The organism is Streptomyces sp. ISL-10, assembly GCF_018614575.1.
Taxonomy (GTDB): domain Bacteria; phylum Actinomycetota; class Actinomycetes; order Streptomycetales; family Streptomycetaceae; genus Streptomyces.
In genome coordinates this window covers 150,508-168,843 of the sequence record NZ_JAGGOJ010000018.1, presented here as the reverse complement: position 1 = coordinate 168,843, position 18,336 = coordinate 150,508, and the positions used below count along the sequence as shown (strand labels likewise).

General features: G+C 72.8%; 17 protein-coding genes. 16 read left to right on the top strand and 1 reads right to left on the bottom strand.

The features are described from left to right. Positions 1 to 287: 287 nt before the first annotated feature. The 7 genes from J7E88_RS22930 (at position 288) to J7E88_RS22900 (ending at position 7,962) form a co-directional block, all read left to right on the top strand. Positions 288 to 836 carry a DUF2617 family protein gene (locus tag J7E88_RS22930; protein WP_215184022.1) on the top strand — a complete coding sequence of 183 codons (549 nt, stop codon included), beginning with the start codon at positions 288 to 290 and terminating at the stop codon, positions 834 to 836. A 53-nt stretch (positions 837 to 889) separates the two neighbouring features. After that, the gene (locus tag J7E88_RS22925) at positions 890 to 2,473 is read left to right on the top strand and encodes a polyamine aminopropyltransferase (RefSeq protein WP_215184020.1); all 1,584 of its coding nucleotides are present in this window, start codon (positions 890 to 892) and stop codon (positions 2,471 to 2,473) included. A gap of 116 nt (positions 2,474 to 2,589) precedes the next feature. Further along, entirely contained in the window at positions 2,590 to 3,615 is a 1,026-nt protein-coding gene (locus tag J7E88_RS22920; protein ID WP_215184018.1) for an SRPBCC domain-containing protein, read from the top strand. Positions 3,616 to 3,634: 19 nt separating this feature from the next. Next, on the top strand, positions 3,635 to 4,429 hold the full coding sequence (locus J7E88_RS22915) for an aldose 1-epimerase (RefSeq protein WP_215184016.1): 795 nt from the start codon (positions 3,635 to 3,637) through the stop codon (positions 4,427 to 4,429). Between the two features lie 69 nt (positions 4,430 to 4,498). Continuing rightward, positions 4,499 to 5,038, top strand: a complete 540-nt coding sequence (gene pyrE / locus J7E88_RS22910) for an orotate phosphoribosyltransferase (RefSeq protein WP_215184014.1) — start codon at positions 4,499 to 4,501, stop codon at positions 5,036 to 5,038. Positions 5,039 to 5,247: 209 nt separating this feature from the next. Continuing rightward, positions 5,248 to 6,270, top strand: a complete 1,023-nt coding sequence (gene fbaA, locus J7E88_RS22905; protein ID WP_215184012.1) for a class II fructose-bisphosphate aldolase — start codon at positions 5,248 to 5,250, stop codon at positions 6,268 to 6,270. 237 nt (positions 6,271 to 6,507) lie between these two features. Next, positions 6,508 to 7,962 (top strand): MFS transporter, encoded by a 1,455-nt coding sequence (locus J7E88_RS22900; RefSeq protein ID WP_215184010.1) that lies wholly within the window; start codon positions 6,508 to 6,510, stop codon positions 7,960 to 7,962. A gap of 275 nt (positions 7,963 to 8,237) precedes the next feature. On the opposite strand, the gene J7E88_RS22895 is transcribed toward J7E88_RS22900, so the two are convergent. Further along, positions 8,238 to 8,657 (bottom strand): DUF3151 domain-containing protein, encoded by a 420-nt coding sequence (locus tag J7E88_RS22895; RefSeq protein WP_215184008.1) that lies wholly within the window; start codon positions 8,655 to 8,657, stop codon positions 8,238 to 8,240. Between the two features lie 337 nt (positions 8,658 to 8,994). Between J7E88_RS22895 and J7E88_RS22890 the strand changes: the two genes are divergently transcribed. The 9 genes from J7E88_RS22890 to J7E88_RS22850 all read left to right on the top strand — a co-directional run bounded on the left by J7E88_RS22890 (position 8,995) and on the right by J7E88_RS22850 (position 18,331). Continuing rightward, positions 8,995 to 9,909: a DUF3152 domain-containing protein gene (locus tag J7E88_RS22890; protein WP_308307575.1), complete on the top strand. Its 915-nt coding sequence runs from the start codon at positions 8,995 to 8,997 to the stop codon at positions 9,907 to 9,909. Between the two features lie 88 nt (positions 9,910 to 9,997). After that, positions 9,998 to 10,819: a tryptophan 2,3-dioxygenase family protein gene (locus tag J7E88_RS22885; protein WP_215184006.1), complete on the top strand. Its 822-nt coding sequence runs from the start codon at positions 9,998 to 10,000 to the stop codon at positions 10,817 to 10,819. Then, the gene (gene kynU / locus J7E88_RS22880; protein WP_215184004.1) at positions 10,812 to 12,005 is read left to right on the top strand and encodes a kynureninase; all 1,194 of its coding nucleotides are present in this window, start codon (positions 10,812 to 10,814) and stop codon (positions 12,003 to 12,005) included. The genes J7E88_RS22885 and kynU overlap by 8 nt, the downstream gene beginning before the upstream one ends. A 339-nt stretch (positions 12,006 to 12,344) precedes the next feature. Beyond that, positions 12,345 to 13,214 (top strand): S9 family peptidase, encoded by an 870-nt coding sequence (locus J7E88_RS22875; RefSeq protein ID WP_215184002.1) that lies wholly within the window; start codon positions 12,345 to 12,347, stop codon positions 13,212 to 13,214. Positions 13,215 to 13,271: 57 nt separating this feature from the next. Further along, positions 13,272 to 14,093, top strand: a complete 822-nt coding sequence (locus J7E88_RS22870; RefSeq protein ID WP_215184000.1) for an SDR family oxidoreductase — start codon at positions 13,272 to 13,274, stop codon at positions 14,091 to 14,093. A 130-nt stretch (positions 14,094 to 14,223) separates the two neighbouring features. Continuing rightward, a complete protein-coding gene (locus J7E88_RS22865; RefSeq protein ID WP_215183998.1) occupies positions 14,224 to 15,192 on the top strand; it encodes an alpha/beta hydrolase in 969 nt (322 codons plus the stop codon). After that, a complete protein-coding gene (locus J7E88_RS22860; RefSeq protein ID WP_215183996.1) occupies positions 15,185 to 16,351 on the top strand; it encodes an acyltransferase in 1,167 nt (388 codons plus the stop codon). Before J7E88_RS22865 ends, J7E88_RS22860 begins: the two co-directional genes overlap by 8 nt. A 19-nt stretch (positions 16,352 to 16,370) precedes the next feature. After that, positions 16,371 to 17,669 carry a sensor histidine kinase gene (locus tag J7E88_RS22855; protein WP_215184135.1) on the top strand — a complete coding sequence of 433 codons (1,299 nt, stop codon included), beginning with the start codon at positions 16,371 to 16,373 and terminating at the stop codon, positions 17,667 to 17,669. Beyond that, a complete protein-coding gene (locus tag J7E88_RS22850; RefSeq protein ID WP_215183994.1) occupies positions 17,666 to 18,331 on the top strand; it encodes a response regulator transcription factor in 666 nt (221 codons plus the stop codon). Before J7E88_RS22855 ends, J7E88_RS22850 begins: the two co-directional genes overlap by 4 nt. Positions 18,332 to 18,336: the final 5 nt, after the last annotated feature.

Genomic DNA, 18,336 nt, shown 5'->3' with positions numbered 1-18,336 from the left:
AGGCAAGTGCTTCTTACCGGGCGGCATTGCACGTACCCCTTGCGCCCCGCCTTTCGTTGAACAGGTGAACCGCTTGGCCCCCTAGGGGATGGAAACCATAGCAAGTTGGGTAAAAACGCTGCGGTTGACGCGTAGTTCGTGATTCCCTCCACATGGAACCTGTTGGATCCATCCAGCCCTCGGACCTCCTGTGGACCCGAGCAGGCCACCCCCCATGTCGTGCGCCCCGTCGTCGGGGCGTCAGGTCCACGTGTCCACCCGCCGAAGCGCGTATGCGGAGCCGACCCATGCTCACGACCATCGATACCGCCTATACCGACACCCGTGCCGACGACCTCGCCTGGGCGCTCGGCCGGGGGCCGCTGCCCGCCCTCGCCGTTCTCGACCTTGAACTGTCGGGAGCCAAACTGCAGTTGAGACTCCTGGGGGCGTCCCACCAAGTGCTCCTCGACCAGGAGCACGGCGCCTGTTCGGAGACCGTCGCCTGCATTCCGGGCAGCAGCACGCCGCTGCCCCTCGGGGTGGCCAAGCGGCTCGGCGACTGGGAGTACGAGTTCGCCGCGCGGGTCGAGACGCTGTCGGGTCAGTCGTTCGCCGGCCGTGCCCAGGAGCTGCTCGCGCTGGTGGCCGACCACCCCCATGGTCTCGCGGGCACCTTCCCCGGCTCGCCCCACGCCTTCACCGCGATGCTCGCCCAGCCCGGCGAGGGGCAGGTGCGCTGGCGCACCTGGCACGCCTACCCGCAGGAGGGCCGCCTCGTGGTCACACGTACGCGGGTCGGTGCGCTGCACCACGGCCAGCGCGCCGAGCGCCGCCCGGAACGTGCCGCACTGTAGTCAACACCTTTGGGTGACAAGCCGTGCGCGGCCAGAGACGTAGCGTTACGGGAATGGTCGATCGGCAGCTCGCATCCTTGCCCCCCGACACGGTGGTGCTGCCCGTGCGCCCGGACGCCGGCCGCGGTCTCGTTCTGCTCGCGGCCTTCGTCTGCGCCGCCTGCGGACTGGTCTACGAGCTCGAACTGGTCGCGCTCGCCGCGTACTTGATCGACGACTCCGTCACCCAGGCGTCCGTGGTGCTGTCCGTCATGGTCTTCGCGATGGGCGTGGGCTCGCTGCTCGCCAAACGGCTCCGCTGCCGCGCGGCGGTCGGCTTCGGCGTGCTGGAGGCGGTGCTCGCGCTGGTCGGCGGCACCTCGGCGATGGTGCTGTACGCGGCCTTCGCCTGGATGGGCGGCTCGCGCGTCGCGCTGGTGGCGTTCTCCCTCGCGATCGGGGTGCTGATCGGCGCGGAGTTACCTCTGTTGATGGCCCTGATCCAGCGCGTCTCGCGCCGGGACGCGGAGGGCACCGTCGCCGACCTGTTCGCCGCCGACTACGTGGGCGCGCTGGTCGGTGGACTCGCCTTCCCGTTCCTGTTGTTGCCCTGGCTGGGTGAACTGACGGGCGCGCTGGTGACCGGCTGCGTCAACGGGGTGGCGGGCTCCGTGCTGGTGCTGTGGCTGTTCCGGGGGGAGATGTCGGCACGCTGGCGGCTGCGGCTGCTGGTGCTCAACGGGGTGGTGCTCGCCCTGCTCGCCCTCGCGACCGCGCTCGTCGGCGACTTCGAGCGGGCCGCGCGCAGGGCGCTGTACGGCGACCAGGTGCGGGTGGCCGTGCACACCGGCGTGCAGGAGATCGTCCTCACCGGCCGGCCGTCCCAGGCGCCCGACCTCTTCATCGACGGGCAGCTGACGGTGCGCGGCCGCGACGAGCACCGTTACCACGAAGCGCTCGTCCACCCCGCCATGAACGGGCCGCACGCGCGCGTGCTGATCCTCGGCGGCGGCGACGGCCTCGCCGCGCGCGAGGCGCTGGGCTACGGGGACGTCGACTCGGTGACCATCGTCGAACTGGACCCCGGGCTCGTACGGCTCGCCCGCACGGACCCGGCGCTCACCACGCTGAACCGCCATGTCTATGACGACCCCGGACTGCGCGTGGTCACGGCGGACGCGTTCTCCTGGCTGCGCCTCGCGCACCGGGGGCGGTACGACGTGATCGTCTCGGACCTGCCCGACCCCGGCGTCACCGACGCCACCAAGCTGTACTCGCTGGAGTTCTACGGCCTCGTCCGCCGGGCCCTCGCCCCGGGCGGACGCCTGGCCGTCCACGCGGGGCCCGCGGCCCGTCCGCGTGCGTACTGGACCGTCGACGCGACGCTGCGGGCGGCCGGGTTCTCCACCGCCGCCTACCTCGACCGTGATCCGGGCGGCGGGGGCGACCGCTCCGGCAGCGGGGAGCGGACCAGAGGCGGCCGGGGCTTCCTGCTCGCCTCGGCGGGCCGCGTCCCGCATCTCACCCTGGATGACGGCATGCCGCCGCTGCGCTCGCCACTCGTGGACGAACTCGCCGCCTACGGGCGCGCGGCCGAACGCACGCGGGTGCCCGGTCTCGAACCGTCGACGCTGGTGCACCCCCGCTACTCCCGCTGAAACGGCGTTCCACCCCTCGGAGGAAGGGCCGCGCGAAGGGATGTGCGACGGGCCGTGCCGGGGATCTCGCGCGCGAAGGCAGACGCGGCGGGCCCGGCTGAGTAGGCTCGGGTTCCATGGAGCATGAGGTGTTCGTACCGGTTCCGGCTGAGACCCTCCGACAGGTGCTGCGGGATCCCGCCCGGGTCGCCCGCTGCATTCCGGGGCTCCAACAGGATGCCGACGAATCGGCGGAACCGCTCTCGGGCAGACTCAAGGTCCGCGTCGGCAGCCACACCATCACCTACCGCGGCACCCTGCGTCTCGTGGAGCAGGGCCGCACCTTCGCGGTGGAGGGCGAGGGCGGGGAGGCGCGCGGCAGCGGCTCGGTGAAGATCGCGCTGACGATCGGCCCGGAGCCGACCGACGGCGGTACGACGCTGACGTTCAGCGGCTCGTCGACGGCCGACGGCCGGCTCGCGGACCTGGAGGCGTCCGGGCGCACGTCCGCCGCCCATCGTCTTCTGGACCGGTTCGCGGAGGCGCTGGCGGCAGCGGCCTTCGACGCCCCGCCCGTGTCGTCGCAGGAGACGTCGGACGATGCCTCGGGCAAGGCCTCTGAGGACGCCTCGAACGAGGGGGCTCGGGCCGGGAGTTCGGCCGCCGACGTGTCCGCCTCCGACGTCTCCGCTGCCGGCGCAGCCCCGGTGGAGGCCGACGACGTGGAGGCGTCGGGTTCGCCCGACTCCGCCGCGCCCGGCGACGAGGCCCCTTCCGTCTTCGACGCACCTGTGCCCCCGCCGTCTCTCGGCCCCGCCGCCGAGGAGGAGTTCGCCGGTCTCGACGCCTCCGGCAACGACAACGACAACGACGACGACCTCGACGACATCGAGGACCTGGACGCTCTCGACGACATCGAAGGTCTCGACGAGCTCTCGGGCATGCCCGGGGAGCCGGCCGCCGAGGCCGCCCATGCGCGGCGCACGATGATCGGCCGGAGCGCCGAAGAGGTCGACCACGCGCCGCCGCGCGGCCGTTACGCCCCCACCCCGGGTCCCGACGCGGCCGGTTCCGGCGCCACCCTGCGATGGATCGCGCCCGCCGCGGCGCTCGCGGTCGCCTCCGCGGTCGTCATCGGCCGTGTGCTGCGCCGCCGCAGGTAGTGCGGGCTAGTGTCGTCGTGTGAGTAGCGAAGAGAGCGTCCGGCTGGGCGCAGGCGACGTCGAGTTGACCGTGCGTCCGGACAACGGCTGCCGTATCGGAAGCCTGCGCATCGGCGGCACCGAGGTGCTGCGCCAGGGCGAGCGGTACGGCACGTTCCCCATGGTCCCCTGGTGCGGCCGCACCAGAAACGGGCAGTTCCGCAACGGGGACGTCGTCCATCAACTCCCGCTCAACGCGGCCCCGCACGCCATCCACGGCACCGGCCGCGACACCGCCTGGCGCACCGCCACGGCGGGCAAGAGCGAGGCCGCGTTCACCTACGACCTCGCCGAGCCCTGGCCGTACACCGGCCGGGTCACGCAGACCTTCGAGCTGACGGAGGACTCGCTGACCGTCGCGCTGGGGGTGGAGACCTACGGCACCTCGTTCCCCGCGCAGGCCGGCTGGCACCCCTGGTTCCTGCGCAACCTCGGCGGCGGCGAGGACGTCCGCATCGACTTCACGCCGGCGTGGCAGGAGGAGCGCGGCGAGGACCACCTGCCGACGGGCGGTCGCATCGACCCGCTCCCCGGCCCCTGGGACGACTGCTTCGGCATGCCCGACGGCGTGTCGGTCAGTCTGACGTGGCCCGGGCAGCTGGAACTGACGGTCGCCTCCCGTGCGGAGTGGGTGGTCATCTACGACGAGCAGGCCGAGGCCGTCTGTGTGGAGCCGCAGTCCGGCCCGCCGAACGGTCTGAACACCCACCCCCGGTTCGTGACCCCGATCGATCCGCTGGAGATCGCGACGACGTGGACCTGGCGCCGGCTGTGAGGGGGCGGCGCCGGCGGACGGGGTCGAGCGGACGAAGGCGCCGGGGGGAAAGGCCCTAAGCTCATGGGCATGACTGATGTACGTGCAGAGCTGCTCCAGCAGATCAAGGACAAGGCCGTCGTGCACGGCAAGGTGACCCTCTCCTCGGGTATCGAGGCCGACTGGTACATCGATCTGCGCCGGATCACGCTCGACGGCGAGGCCGCGCCGATGGTCGGCCAGGTCATGCTCGACGCCACCGCCCACCTCGACTACGACTGCGTCGGCGGTCTCACCCTGGGCGCGGACCCGGTCGCGACCTCGATGCTGCACGCCTCGGCCGCCCGCGGTCAGCGGCTCGACGCCTTTGTCGTCCGCAAGGCCGGCAAGGCGCACGGTATGCAGCGCCGGATCGAGGGCACCGATGTGAAGGGCCGCCGCTGCCTGATCGTCGAGGACGTCTCCACCACCGGCGGCTCCCCGCTGACGGCTGTCGAGGCGGTACGGGAGGCGGGCGGCCAGGTCGTCGCCGTCGCCGTGATCGTCGAGCGCGGTGCCGCCCCGAAGATCGCCGAGGCGGGGCTGCCGTACGTCAACGCGTACTCCCTCGAAGAGCTCGGCCTCGCCTGAGGTCCCTGCCGACCACCTGGTCGGGCCGCTGACCTGGGCTGATGGTCATGGGCGTTCTGTTTCACGTGAAACAGGACGCCCTTGGCACATCCGGGCACGGCGGGCACTGTGGAGCCGGGCGGAGAGTCTGGAAAGATAGGCCGCGACGATGACGTCGCCCCCAGGTCAGGGCCAGCACCACATACCCGCACATCACAAGGAGCGGACACATGCCCATCGCGACTCCCGAGGTCTACAACGAGATGCTCGACCGGGCGAAGGCAGGCAAGTTCGCCTACCCCGCCATCAACGTGACCTCGTCCCAGACCCTGCACGCTGCCCTGCGTGGCTTCGCGGAGGCCGAGAGCGACGGCATCATCCAGATTTCCACCGGCGGAGCCGAGTTCCTGGGTGGCCAGCACAACAAGGACATGGTCACCGGCGCTGTCGCCCTGGCCGAGTTCGCGCACATCGTCGCCGCCAAGTACGACATCACCGTCGCGCTGCACACGGACCACTGCCCGAAGGACAAGCTCGACGGCTACGTACGTCCGCTGCTCGACATCTCCGCCGAGCGCGTGAAGGCCGGCCGCAATCCGCTCTTCCAGTCCCACATGTGGGACGGCTCCGCCGAGACGCTCGCCGACAACCTGGCCATCGGTCAGGAGCTGCTGGCGCAGGCCGCCGCCGCCAAGATCATCCTTGAGGTCGAGATCACCCCGACCGGTGGCGAGGAGGACGGCGTCTCGCACGAGATCAACGACGAGCTGTACACCACCGTCGACGACGCGCTGCGCACCGCCGAGGCGCTCGGCCTGGGCGAGAAGGGCCGCTACCTGCTGGCCGCCTCGTTCGGCAATGTGCACGGCGTCTACAAGCCGGGCAACGTGGTGCTCCGTCCCGAGCTGCTCAAGGACCTCCAGCAGGGCGTCGGCGAGAAGTACGGCACGAACGCACCGTTCGACTTCGTCTTCCACGGCGGTTCCGGCTCGACGGCCGAGGAGATCAGCACCGCGCTGGAGAACGGCGTCGTGAAGATGAACCTCGACACCGACACCCAGTACGCCTTCACGCGCCCTGTTGTGGACCACATGTTCCGCAACTACGACGGCGTCCTGAAGGTCGACGGCGAGGTCGGCAACAAGAAGGCCTACGACCCGCGCAGCTGGGGCAAGCTGGCCGAGGCGGGCATGGCCCAGCGCGTGGTCGAGGCGTGCTCGGCGCTGCGCTCCACGAGCACCAGGATCAAGTAGGTCCCAGGTCCCAGGTCCGGTAGGGCTCGGGGCCATGTAGGGCCGTGGGGAAGGGTCCGGCACCGGATGCGGTGCCGGACCCTTCTCGTACGCGCCGGTCGTACGGGTCGTACGGGACGTCAGTGCCCGGCAGCCAGGATGGGCGGGTGCCCCGGAGCCGGGCGACCTCGCCCATCTCCTGGCCACGTCGGAGTTTCTGGACTAGCCCGCCGCCGCCGGGGCCGCAAGGATGCCCGTATGGAGATCAGGCTGTCCTCGGCCCAGGGGCGGTGGGTGGTGCTCGCCACCGTCCTCGGGTCCGGCATGGCCCTGCTCGACTCGACCGTCGTCAACGTCGCCCTGCCCCGCATCGGCAGGGACCTCGACGCCGACCTGGCCGTCCTGCAGTGGACCGTCAACGCCTACATGCTCACGCTGGCCGCGCTCATCCTGCTCGGCGGGGCGCTCGGCGACCGCTATGGCAGACGGCGGATCTTCCTGCTCGGAGTGGTCTGGTTCGCGATCGGCTCGCTGCTGTGCGGACTGGCGCCGAACGGTGGCGTACTGGTCGCCGCCCGCGCCCTGCAGGGCGTCGGCGGCGCGCTGCTCACCCCGGGGTCGCTGGCACTGATCCAGGGGAGCTTCCATCCCGACGACCGGGCCCGCGCGGTCGGGCTGTGGTCCGGGCTCGGCGGCGTCGCTGCGGCGGTCGGGCCGTTCATCGGCGGCTGGCTCGCCGACGGGCCCGGCTGGCGCTGGGTGTTCCTGCTCAACGTGCCGCTGGCCGCGCTGTGCGTGCCCGTGGCGCTGCGGCACGTCCCCGAGTCGCGCGACCCGCGGGCTGCGGGCCGCTTCGACGTCCTGGGCGCCGTGCTCGGCGCGGCGGCGCTGGGCCTGGTGACGTACGCCCTCATCGACGCGACGGTGTGGCCGGGTCTCGTCGGCGTGCTCGTGGGTGCGTTCTTCGTCCTCGTCGAGCGGCGGCGGCCCGACCCGATGCTGCCACTGTCGATCTTCGCGCTGCGGCAGTTCACGGCGGTCAACCTGGTGACGCTGTGTGTGTACGCGGCGTTCGGCGGGTTCTTCTTCCTCGTCGCGCTGCAGCTCCAGGTCGTCGCCGGGTACTCGGCGCTCGGCGCGGGCACGGCGCTGCTGCCGACCACCGTGCTGATGCTCCTGCTGTCGGCGAAGTCGGGAGAGCTCGGCGAACGGATCGGCCCGCGCATCCCGCTGACCGTCGGCCCGCTGCTGTGCGCCGCGGGGACGATGCTGATGCTCCGGGTCGGCGAGGGCGCCTCCTATGTCAGGGACGTCCTGCCCGCGATGGCGGTCATGGGCCTGGGCATGGTGACCCTCGTCGCCCCGCTCACCGCGACCGTGCTGGCGGCCGTGGACACCGGCCGGGCCGGCATCGCGAGCGGCATCAACAACGCGGCGGCCCGCGCGGCCGGTCTGCTCGCGGTGGCGGCGCTGCCGCTGCTGGCGGGCATGGGGCCGGAGGCGTACCGCTCGGCGGAGGAATTCGGGGAGACGTTCCGCCGGGCGATCCCGATGTGCGCGGGGGTGCTGGTGGCGGGTGCGGTGATCGCCTGGGCGACCGTCCGCACCCCGCCCCTGGCGGAACGCTCCCATCCGGAGTGCCGGATCAACTGCGGCGTGTCGGCCCCGCCGCTGGAGCCGAGGGTGGCGGGGGAGGACGGGCCCGCCGCGTGAGCGATCCCGCGGGGCCCGCGCTGATGTCGGGGCTCAGCCCCGAGCCCCGCGCCTCAAACGCCGGCGGGGCTGGAATGTGCCTGCCCCCTCTGGTGTCGGCGGGGGCGGGTGGCCCGCGCTGATGTCGGGGCTCAGCCCCGAGCCCCGCGCCTCAAACGCCGGCGGGGCTGGAATGTGCCTGCCCCCTCAGGTGCCGGCGGGGGCGGGTTGACCCGCTCCCCTCAAGCGTTGGCGGGGCTCGATGTGCCCGCCCCCTCAGGCGTCGCAGGGGTGGATCAGCGCTTCAGTTCCGCGTGCGCCTCTTCGCTGCTGTCCTTGAGGAACTGCCAGCAGCGCTCCGCCTCCTCCGTCTCCTTGATGGCGTCGGCGGCTCGCGCCAGTGCGGCCAGGCAGCGCAGGAAGCCGCGGTTGGCGCGGTGGCTGAAGGGAATGGGGCCATGGCCCTTCCACCCCGAGCGGCGCAGGGCGTCGAGCCCGCGGTGGTACCCCGTCCGGGCGTACGCGTACGACTCCACCACACGACCGGCCTCGAAGGCGTCGTCGGCCAGCATGGCCCAGGCGAGGGAGAAGGTCGGGTGCGCGGCGGCGACCTCGGTGGGCGCCGCGGACTGCTCCGCGAGCATCCGGTAGGCCTCTTCGTTCTCCGGCAGATGAGTCGGGGGCGGTCCGCCGAGCAGGTTCTCGTGAAGGTTCATGGCTGAAGTCTGCCACCGGCGCACGGCACCGGACCGGGACCACCGGGTGGACCGCCGACGGGTGGTCTCGGTCACTTCCCCCACGTGCGCCGCCCGGAAAGGGCCCTGGGCCGTCGGCCCCCAGCACCCGGCCCCGGCAAGGAACCGCGGCGTCGTGGGCGGCGTCCTGGTCCCGGGAGGGCCACGGGGACCAGGGCCGTCACGGGGATCCACCGTCCGGTGGCCGGGTATGTTCGCACGCGCTGTCGATTTACCTGGGAGCAGCGGAAGTGCACCGCCGGAGCAGAGGCCCACACCCTCCCCCAGGGCACCGGCCGAACCAGGGGAGAAGTCTGTCGTGGGCAAGCGCGCCGCCACCGGACGACGACGTGTGCGTGGCCGCGGGGCCCCGTCCCGCCGCCGTCCGCTCGCTCCGCTCCTCGTGCTCGGCCTCCTCGTCGGGCTCCTGTCCGTCGGCGGCGGCGCCGCACTCGCCCACTGGCGCAGCGGCCAGGCCGTCGCCGGGTCCGCCGCCCCGGCCGCCACGCCCCGCGTCGAGCCGCTGATGTCTCCCGTGGCCTCGCCCGACCCCGACCCCGGCCCCGACCCCGAGCCCGACCCCGACCCCGAGCCGTCCGCATCCGCGTCGCCGCGCCCCACCGTGTCCGCGTCGCCCAAGGCGTCCACACCGGCGAGCGGACCGCCGAAGGTACCCGCGTCCGGCAAGGGCACCTTCACCGTGGCGCAGGCGACCGGCGCGGCGACCGGCACCGGCACCCTGCGCCGCTACAAGGTCGAGGTCGAGGACGGCATCGACCTGTCCGCACGGCAGGCCGCGGCCGAGATCGAGGACATACTCGCCCACCCGCGGGGCTGGGCCGCCCACGGCCGCGGCCGGTTCCAGCTCGTCTCCTCGAACGCCGACTTCGTCATCAGGATCGCCACCCCGGTCACCGCCGACCGCCTCTGCCTCGCCCAGGGCCTGAACACCCGCGGCGAGCTGAACTGCGAGACCGTCGAGGGCGTCGTCGTCAATCTGAAGCGGTGGATGCTGGGCTCACCGACGTTCGCCGGGACGCCCGCCGAGTACCGGCACCTGATCATCAACCACGAGGTGGGGCACGAGATCGGCATCCGGCAGCACATGGGCTGCCCCGGTCCGGGGCGCCCCGCACCGGTGATGATGCAGCAGATCAAGGGCCTGAACGGCTGCCTTTCCAACGCCTGGCCCTTCGACGAGGACGGGACGTATCTCACCGGCCCGCCCGCGTGAACCTCGTCTTATGATGCCGGTGGGGACCGGGGCCCACACCGATACAGGAAGGGGCGGACCGCTACCCGGATTCGTCGAGGAGACAGCAATGTCACATGACGCCGCCCCGAATCTGGATTTCGCGGGCACCACTCCGTACGAGGACTACGTCCAGGCGGATGTCCTCACCCACCTCCAGCACCCCCGCTCGGACGATCCGGGCGAGATGGTCTTCCTGGTCACGACGCAGGTCATGGAGCTGTGGTTCACCGTCGTCGTGCACGAATGGGAGACCGCGGCGCGTGCGCTGCGCGAGGACCGCATTCCCGTGGCGATGGACGCGCTGAAGCGCTCCGTACGGGAACTGGAGGCCCTCAACGCCTCCTGGCGGCCGATCGCCAATCTGACCCCCGCGCAGTTCAACGCCTACCGCGACGCGCTCGGCGAGGGCTCCGGCTTCCAGTCGGCGATGTACCGGCGCATGGAGTTCCTGCTCGGCGAGAAGTCGGCGTCGATGCTGGTGCCGCACCGCGGCGCGCCGCGGGTGCACGCGGAGCTGGAGAAGGCCCTGTACGAGCCGAGCCTCTACGACGAGGTGCTCAGGCTGCTGGCACGGCGCGGGTACGCGATACCTGCAGAGGTGCTGGAGCGGGACCTGTCGCAGAAGTACGAGCCGTCCGAGCAGGTCGAGCGGGCGTGGGCCGAGCTGTACGCCGCCGAGGACCACGAATCCGAGCTGGTGCGCCTCGGCGAGGCGCTCACCGATGTCGGCGAGCTGGTGTGGCGATGGCGCAACGACCACCTGGTGGCGACGCGGCGGGCGATGGGCTCGAAGGTCGGCACGGGCGGTTCGGCCGGCGTCTCCTGGCTGGAGAAGCGGGCCCGCAAGAACGTCTTCCCGGAGCTGTGGACGGCGCGCAGCCATGTCTGAGTTCCTGGCCGGGAAGGCCGCGGCGCTGGACGCCGCAGACGAACTCGCCGGTGCGCGAAAGCTGTTCGCCCTGGACGACGCCGTGTACCTGGACGGCAACTCGCTGGGCGCGCTGCCCGCGCATGTGCCCTCCCGCGTCGCGGATGTGGTGACGCGACAGTGGGGCGAGCTGCGCATCCGTTCGTGGGACGAGAGCGGCTGGTGGACGGCGCCGGAGCGGATCGGCGACCGGATCGCGCCGCTGGTGGGCGCGGCACCGGGCCAGGTGGTCGTCGGTGACTCCACAAGTGTCAACGTCTTCAAGGCAGTTGTCGGCGCGGTGCGCCTGGTGGACGATCCGGCGCGTACGGACGTCCTGGTGGACGCCACCACGTTCCCCACGGACGGGTACATCGCCGAGTCGGCGGCCCGGATGACGGGCAAGCGGCTGGTGCCGGTGACCCCGGCGGATCTGCCCGCGGCGCTCGGCCCGCACACCGCGGCGGCCCTGGTCAACCACGTCGACTACCGCTCGGGCCGGCTGCACGACCTGCCGGCGCTGACGTCGGCGGTCCACGAAGCGGGAGCGCTCGCGGTCTGGGACCTGTGCCACAGCGCGGGAGCGCTGCCGGTGGGGCTGGACGAGCACGGCGTGGACCTGGCGGTCGGCTGCACCTACAAGTACCTGAACGGCGGGCCCGGTTCACCGGCGTACCTGTACGTGGCGCAGCGCCACCAGGCAGCGTTCGACTCCCCGCTGCCGGGGTGGAACTCGCACACGGACCCGTTCGCGATGACACCCGGCTACGAACCCGGAACCGGCTCCGTCCGCGGCCGGGTCGGCACCCCCGACATCCTGTCCATGCTCGCGCTGGAGGCGGCGCTGGATGTGTGGGACGGGGTCTCGATCGACGCGGTGCGGGCCAAGAGCCTGGCGCTGACGGACTTCTTCCTGGAGTGCGTCGATGCGTACGTCCCGGCCGGGGCGGTGGCCTCGCTGACCCCTTCCGCGCACGCGGAACGGGGCAGTCAGGTCGCGCTGCGCTGCGAGGACGCGCCGCGGGTGATGCGGGAGTTGATCACCCGGGGCGTGATCGGTGACCTGCGCCGCCCGGACGTGCTGCGGTTCGGCTTCACGCCGCTGTACGTGGGCTTCGGGGACGCGGAGCGGGCGGCGCGGGTGCTGTCGGAAGTAGTCCGGGGCTGACGGCCGGGGCGCCGCCCCGGGCCCAGTTCGGGGCTGTGCCCCGCCGCGCAGCGGTCTGGATTGCCGCTGCGCGGAGCCGTTTCCCCACCCCGCCCTTCCCCGGAACCGGGCTCCTCCCGGACCCGCACCGCGCCTCAATCGCCGGCGAGGCTGGATTTCGCGGAGCGAAATCAGCCCGTCCGGCGATTGAGGACACCGCGCGAAGCGCGGTACAGGGTCCGGGGCTTGCCCCGTTTCGGGAAAGGGGCGGGTGGGGAAAGCACCACCCGCCCCGCCCCGTCGGAAGCTGGTAGCGTCCGCGCTGGTCAGTACGCCACCGCGGGACTGTTGGAGCAGCACATGCCGGACCCCGTCGCCCGTGACGCTGCCGAGGAAGCGTCGGCCTTCTCGCATCCTGCCGTCGCGCCGGACGCCTCCGCCGCCTACGGGGAGCATCCCGATCAGGTCGTCGACTTCTACGCGCCCCGCGGCAACCGGGCCGACGCGCCGCTCGTCGTGCTGCTGCACGGCGGGGCCTGGCGGGCTCCGTACGACCGGCAGCACGTCACCCCGTTCGCGGACTTTCTCGCCCGCCGCGGGCTCGCCGTCGCCAACGTCGAGTACCGGCGCGGGCGGGAGATCCCGCAGCAGCGCGGGAGGGGGCCGGTCGCGGGGCGGTGGCCGGAGACGTTCGACGACGTCGCCGCCGCCCTGGACGCACTGCCGGACCTGGCACGCCGGGCCCTGCCGCAGGCCGACCCGCGGCGCACCGTCGTCACCGGGCACTCCGCAGGCGGACATCTCGCGCTGTGGGCGGCCGCCCGGCACGTCCTGCCCCCCGGATCCCCCTGGCGGCTGCCGGCCCCGCCCCCGCTGCGCGGCGTCGTCGCGCTCGCCCCGATCGCGGACTTCGCCCATGCCGTCGGCCTCGACGTGTGCGACGGCGCGGTGCGCCAACTGCTGGGCGCGGAGCAGGAGTACGAGCAGCGGGCCGCGCACACCGATCCGGCCGTGCTGCTGCCCACGGGCATCGCGACCGTCGTCGTCCAGGGCCGTACCGACATCGTCGTGCCGCAGGCGGTGAGCGAGGCGTTCGTCGCCGCGGCGGCGAAGGCGGGCGAGACGGTCGGGCTGACCCTGCTGGAGGAGGTCGGCCACTTCCCGCTCATCGACCCGGCCGCGGACGCCTGCGCCGTCGTCGCCGAGGAGATCGCCCAACTCGCCTGGTGACAAAGGCTCACGGGCTTGCGGACGGAAGCTGACCGCAAGTCTTTCTACGTTCTTCCCATGACGAATCTCGTGACCGGAGCAACCGGAACCGTCGGCCGCCAGGTGGTCGCCGAACTGCTGCGCCGCGGACACTCCGTCCGCGCCCTGACCCGCGACGCCGCCAAGGCCGTCTTCCCGCCCGAGGTGGAGGTCGTCCAGGGCGACCTCACCGACCCCGGGACACTCGCCGCCGCCCTGGAGGGCGTGACCGGCCTGCATCTGATCACCTTCGGCGGGCCGTACTTCGCCCCGCTGGAGACCGGCCCGCGCATCCTTGAGTCGGCCCGCGAGGCCGGCGTACGGCGGATCACCGTCCTGCACGGCGGCGGCCCCAGTCTGCTGGAGGACGCGGTGCGGGCCGGCGACATCCCCTGGACCGTGCTGATGCCGGTCGAGTTCATGGCCAACGCCCTGGAATGGGCGGACGGCGTCCGCACCGCGGACGAGGTGCGCGAGCCGTTCACCGACCGGCTCAGCGCCATGGTGCACGAGGGCGACATCGGCGCGGTCGCGGCCGTCGCCCTGACCGAGGACGGCCACGGCGGGCAGGAGTACGTGATCACCGGACCTGAGGTGCTGACCCTCAGGGACAAGACGGAGACGCTGGCCGCCGCACGCGGACGGGCGATCCGGCTCGTCGAGCTGACCGAGGAGGAGGCCGTCGGGCAGTGGCGCGCGTCCGGTCTGGGCGAGGACGTGATCGGCTTCCTGCTGGAGGCCTACGGGAACACCCCGCCGGCGGGCCGTACCGTCGTCGACACAGTCGAGAAGGTGACGGGACGGCCGGCCAGGACGTTCGCCGTGTGGGCCGCGGAACACACGGACGCCTTCCGGGCCTGAGCCGCCCGACGCACTACCCGTCATACCTGAGAGGTACGCGGCAAGTGCGCTCCCTGGCGGGACGCCGGTCAGGGGGTCCGATTCCTAACGTCCGTTCCGGACACAGCGATCCGGACCGGAAGGAACCCCCATGGCGTCCCGCCTGCCCCGCACCCTGCTCGCCGCGCTCGTCGCCGCGGCGGTGGCCTTCCCGGTCTCAGCCGCGGCGCGGCCGTCCGCCGTGCCCGCGCCGGAGCCGGCCGCCCTCGCACCGCTCTCCGCCGCCGAACTGCCCACGCTGGACACCCGGTACGCCGCCACACGGGCCGGTATCCGCGCGGCGGCCCGCGTCGCGGACGGCCACGGCGACCACGGCCGGGCCCGCGCGCTGCGAAGGATGACGGCGGACGGGCGGCAGTTCCTCACGTTCGACGGGCGCGACGGCGGCCGCACCGCCGAGGTGTTCGGGGACCTCGCCCGTGCCGACCGGATCACCGTCCTCGTGCCCGGCTCGGACACCCATCTCGACACCTACGAACGCTTCCGCGCGGGCGCCGCCGCACTCCACCGCGAGCTGCGCGGCACCGGCGCGGACCGTACCGCCGTCGTCGCCTGGCTCGGATACGAAACCCCGAGGACCGTCGGCACCGACGTCCTGACCAGCGGCCGCGCTGACGAAGCGGCGCAAGGACTGGACGTATTCATAAGGGAGTTGCGTGCGGCCAAGGAGACCGCCGGGTTCTCGCTCCTGTGCCACTCCTACGGCTCCGTCGTCTGCGCCCGCGCTGCCCACCGCCTGGACGGCGCCCACGTGTCCGACATCGTCCTCTTCGGCAGCCCCGGCACCGGCGCGGACTCCGCCACCGACCTGGGCACCCGCGCCACCGTCTGGGCCGGGCGCGGCGGCGACGACTGGATCGCCGACGTCCCGCACGTACGGCTCGAACTCCTCGACGCCGGGGTCGGCTTCGGTACGGATCCCCTCGCCGACGGGTTCGGCGCCCGGGTCTTCGACGCGGGCGGCGGCGGCCACAGCGACTACCTGCGGCCCGGTTCCACGGCGCTGCGCAATCTCGCGCTGATCGCGGCCGGACGCACGGCGGAGGTGTCCCGTGCCTGACCCGCGCGCCCTCGTCCGCCGGATCGACGCTGCGACCCCGCCCGGCAGGGACCGGGCCGTGGACGCCCTGCGCGCCCTCGCCATCACCGGCGTCGTCCTGGGGCACTGGCTGGTCACCGCACTCGTCGCGGACGGTGGGACGCTGCGCGCCGCGTCCCCGCTCCAGCACCTGCCCGAACTCGCCCCCGTCTCCTGGGCTTTCCAGACCCTGTCCGTCTTCTTCCTCGTCGGCGGGTACGTCGCCGCCCGCAGCCGCTCCTCGTATTCCGGCGGACATCTCGCCTGGCTGCGCTCCCGGCTCGCCCGCCTGTTCCGTCCGGTGCTCGTCGTCCTCGTGCTGTGGACCGCGGTGTCCGCGGGCGCGATGGCCGCCGGGACGGGGCCGCAGACGGTGCGCACCCTGCTCACCCTCGCCCTGTCCCCGCTGTGGTTCCTGCTGGTGTTCGCCGTCCTGACGGCCGCGACCCCGCTCGTCGCCCGCCTGCATCCGCTGTGGCCCCTGGCCGTCGTGCTGCATGTGGACCTGTTCCGCTTCGGCCTCGGCGCTCCCGAATCGGTGGGCTGGATCAACATCGCTGCGGGCTGGCTCGTGCCCTACTGCCTCGGCACGGCCTGGGCCCGGGGGGAGCCCGGCAAGGGCGTGCGTCTGGCGCTGCTGGTGGGCGGTACGGCGGCCACGGCCGCGCTCGTCGCGTGGGCCGGATACCCGGCGTCCATGGTCGGCGTGCCGGGCGAGCCCGTCTCCAACCTCAACCCTCCGACGCTCGCCGCCGTCACCTTCGGCCTCGCCCAGTGCGGCGCCGCCCTGCTGCTGCTGGGCCCGCTGCGCCGCGCGCTGGCAAGGCCCGCCGCCTGGGCGGCCGTCGCGCTGCTCAACCTCTGCGCGATGACCGTCTTCCTGTGGCACCAGACGGCGTTGATGGCGGTGACGGCCACCGGGCTGCTCATCGGGCGGCTGCCCGGACTGCACACCGTTCCCGACGACGGCGCATGGGTGCTCGCCCGGCTCGCCTGGCTCCCGGTCTTCGCGCTCGCCCTGCTGGTGTGCCGGTCGGCCTTCCTCCCGTACGAGCGCGGCCGTCCGAAGGGCGGGGGCCGCGTGGTGCGGGCGCATTGCCCGGACCGGGACGCGGCGGCGGAGGTGCACGGCAGTGTCTAGGGTGGGGCGTGTGACGACCATGGGGACCCAACACGCGTTTTTGCGCGGGGTTCCGAGCTGGCTGCGGGCGCTGTGGGAGGGGCTGTGGTCCTTCCGGTCGGATCCGCTGCCGCCCTTCGTCTGGCTGCGCTGGCTCCCGCACGGTCTGCTCTGCATCGCCGCGTTCGGGATCACGTTCGGCGGCGCGGCACAGCTGGTGGACAACGGCGGTCTCGGCCCCCAGATCGGCTTCCTGATCGGGTTCGCGCAGGGCGGTGCGGTGGCGCTCGCGCTGCGGCGGCCGGTAGCGGCGTGGTGGCTGTCGACAGCGGCCATGGTGGTGGGTGCCGTGCTGGTGCGCCACCAGCTGTTGAGAGGCAACGCAGACGACTTCACCTGGCCCTGGACAGGGGCCGGGGTCCTGGGGCACATGGCCGTGCTGCTGCTGCTCGCACTGCGGGTGCGCACCCGGGTGTCCGCGGCGGCACTGGGCCTGACGGCGTTCCTCACCTATGCCCTCCAGGGCTTGCTGGGGGCGGCCGACTACCAGTCCACCGGGGTGGCCGCGGTCGTCCTGTGCACGGTCGTCGTGCTGCTCGGCGCAGCCCTGCGCGGCCGCCGCCAGGCGCGTGCCGCACTCGTCGAGCAGGAGGTGCTGACCGCCGAGGAGCGCACCCGGCGCACGGTGCTGGAGGAGCGCAACCGGATCGCCCGCGAGCTGCATGACGTCGTCGCCCATCACATGTCGGTGATCTCCATCCAGGCGCAGGTCGCCCCGCACCTGGTCCAGGAGCCCACCGACGAGCTCAAGGAGAATCTCGCGGGCATCCGGCAGAACGCGCTCGACGCCCTCACCGAGCTCCGCCGCGTCCTCGGCGTCCTGCGTTCGGAGGACCCGGCGGCGGCCGAGAGCGCCCCGCATGCCCCGCTGCCCACGCTCGCCCGCCTCGACGCCCTCGTCGAGAACGCGCGGGCCACCGGACTGAGCGTCGCCTGCACGTCGGCGGGTGAGCCGCGTCCGCTCGCGCCGGGCGTGGAGCTGTCCGCGTACCGGATCGTCCAGGAGGCGCTGAGCAACGCGATCCGGCACGCGCCCGGCACGAAGGTGCGGATCGAGCTCGCCTTCTCGCGGCCCGGTCTGCGCGTCCGGGTCACCAACACCGCGCCCCGCGTCCCCGCCCCGCGCTCACCGGGGGCCGGGCACGGGCTGCTGGGCATGCGCGAGCGGGCCGCCATGCTCGGCGGCGACCTCGCGACCGGGCCGGCCCCGGACGGGGGCTACGAGGTGACGGCCTTCCTGCCGGGAGACACACCTGCCAAGGGGGAGACAGCGAAATGACGATCCGCGTGCTGATCGCCGACGACCAGATGATGGTCCGGCAGGGTTTCACCGTGCTGCTGAACGCCGAGCCGGACATCGAGGTCGTCGGCCAGGCCGTGGACGGCCTCGACGCCGTGGCCAGGGCTGCCGAGCTGCGGCCCGATGTGGTCCTGATGGACATCCGGATGCCCGAGCTCGGCGGCATCGACGCCACCCGCCGCGTCGTCGCGGACGACCCGGGGACCAGAGTGCTCGTGCTGACCACCTTCGACCTCGACGAGTATGTCTACGAGGCGCTGCGCGCCGGCGCCTCCGGTTTTCTGCTCAAGGACGCGTCAGCCGACGAACTGGCGCACGCCGTGCGGGTCGTGGCCGCCGGGGACGCGTTGCTCTCGCCGAACATCACCAAGCGGCTGATCACCGAGTTCTCCCGGACGGCCGGCCCGCCTCGCGCCCCGCTCAAGGAGCGCGTCGGCGATCTGACCGAACGGGAGACGGAGGTGTTGTCCCTCATCGCCCAGGGCCTGTCCAACGCGGAGATAGCCCACGCCCTCGTCGTCGCCGAGCAGACCGTGAAGACGCACGTGAGCAGGGTCCTGGTGAAACTGGGCCTGCGCGACCGCACTCAGGCGGCGGTGTTCGCGTACGAGACGGGCCTGGTGCGGCCCGCGGGCTACTGAGACGC

Bases quoted from the DNA above. Each gene is read 5' to 3' on its own strand.
- J7E88_RS22930 (WP_215184022.1), top strand. From the start codon at position 288: ATGCTCACGACCATCGATACCGCCTATACCGACACCCGTGCCGACGAC.
- J7E88_RS22925 (WP_215184020.1), top strand. From the start codon at position 890: ATGGTCGATCGGCAGCTCGCATCCTTGCCCCCCGACACGGTGGTGCTG.
- J7E88_RS22920 (WP_215184018.1), top strand. From the start codon at position 2,590: ATGGAGCATGAGGTGTTCGTACCGGTTCCGGCTGAGACCCTCCGACAG.
- pyrE (WP_215184014.1), top strand. From the start codon at position 4,499: ATGACTGATGTACGTGCAGAGCTGCTCCAGCAGATCAAGGACAAGGCC.
- fbaA (WP_215184012.1), top strand. From the start codon at position 5,248: ATGCCCATCGCGACTCCCGAGGTCTACAACGAGATGCTCGACCGGGCG.
- J7E88_RS22900 (WP_215184010.1), top strand. From the start codon at position 6,508: ATGGAGATCAGGCTGTCCTCGGCCCAGGGGCGGTGGGTGGTGCTCGCC.
- J7E88_RS22895 (WP_215184008.1), bottom strand. From the start codon at position 8,657: ATGAACCTTCACGAGAACCTGCTCGGCGGACCGCCCCCGACTCATCTG.
- J7E88_RS22885 (WP_215184006.1), top strand. From the start codon at position 9,998: ATGTCACATGACGCCGCCCCGAATCTGGATTTCGCGGGCACCACTCCG.
- kynU (WP_215184004.1), top strand. From the start codon at position 10,812: ATGTCTGAGTTCCTGGCCGGGAAGGCCGCGGCGCTGGACGCCGCAGAC.
- J7E88_RS22875 (WP_215184002.1), top strand. From the start codon at position 12,345: ATGCCGGACCCCGTCGCCCGTGACGCTGCCGAGGAAGCGTCGGCCTTC.
- J7E88_RS22870 (WP_215184000.1), top strand. From the start codon at position 13,272: ATGACGAATCTCGTGACCGGAGCAACCGGAACCGTCGGCCGCCAGGTG.
- J7E88_RS22865 (WP_215183998.1), top strand. From the start codon at position 14,224: ATGGCGTCCCGCCTGCCCCGCACCCTGCTCGCCGCGCTCGTCGCCGCG.
- J7E88_RS22855 (WP_215184135.1), top strand. From the start codon at position 16,371: ATGGGGACCCAACACGCGTTTTTGCGCGGGGTTCCGAGCTGGCTGCGG.
- J7E88_RS22850 (WP_215183994.1), top strand. From the start codon at position 17,666: ATGACGATCCGCGTGCTGATCGCCGACGACCAGATGATGGTCCGGCAG.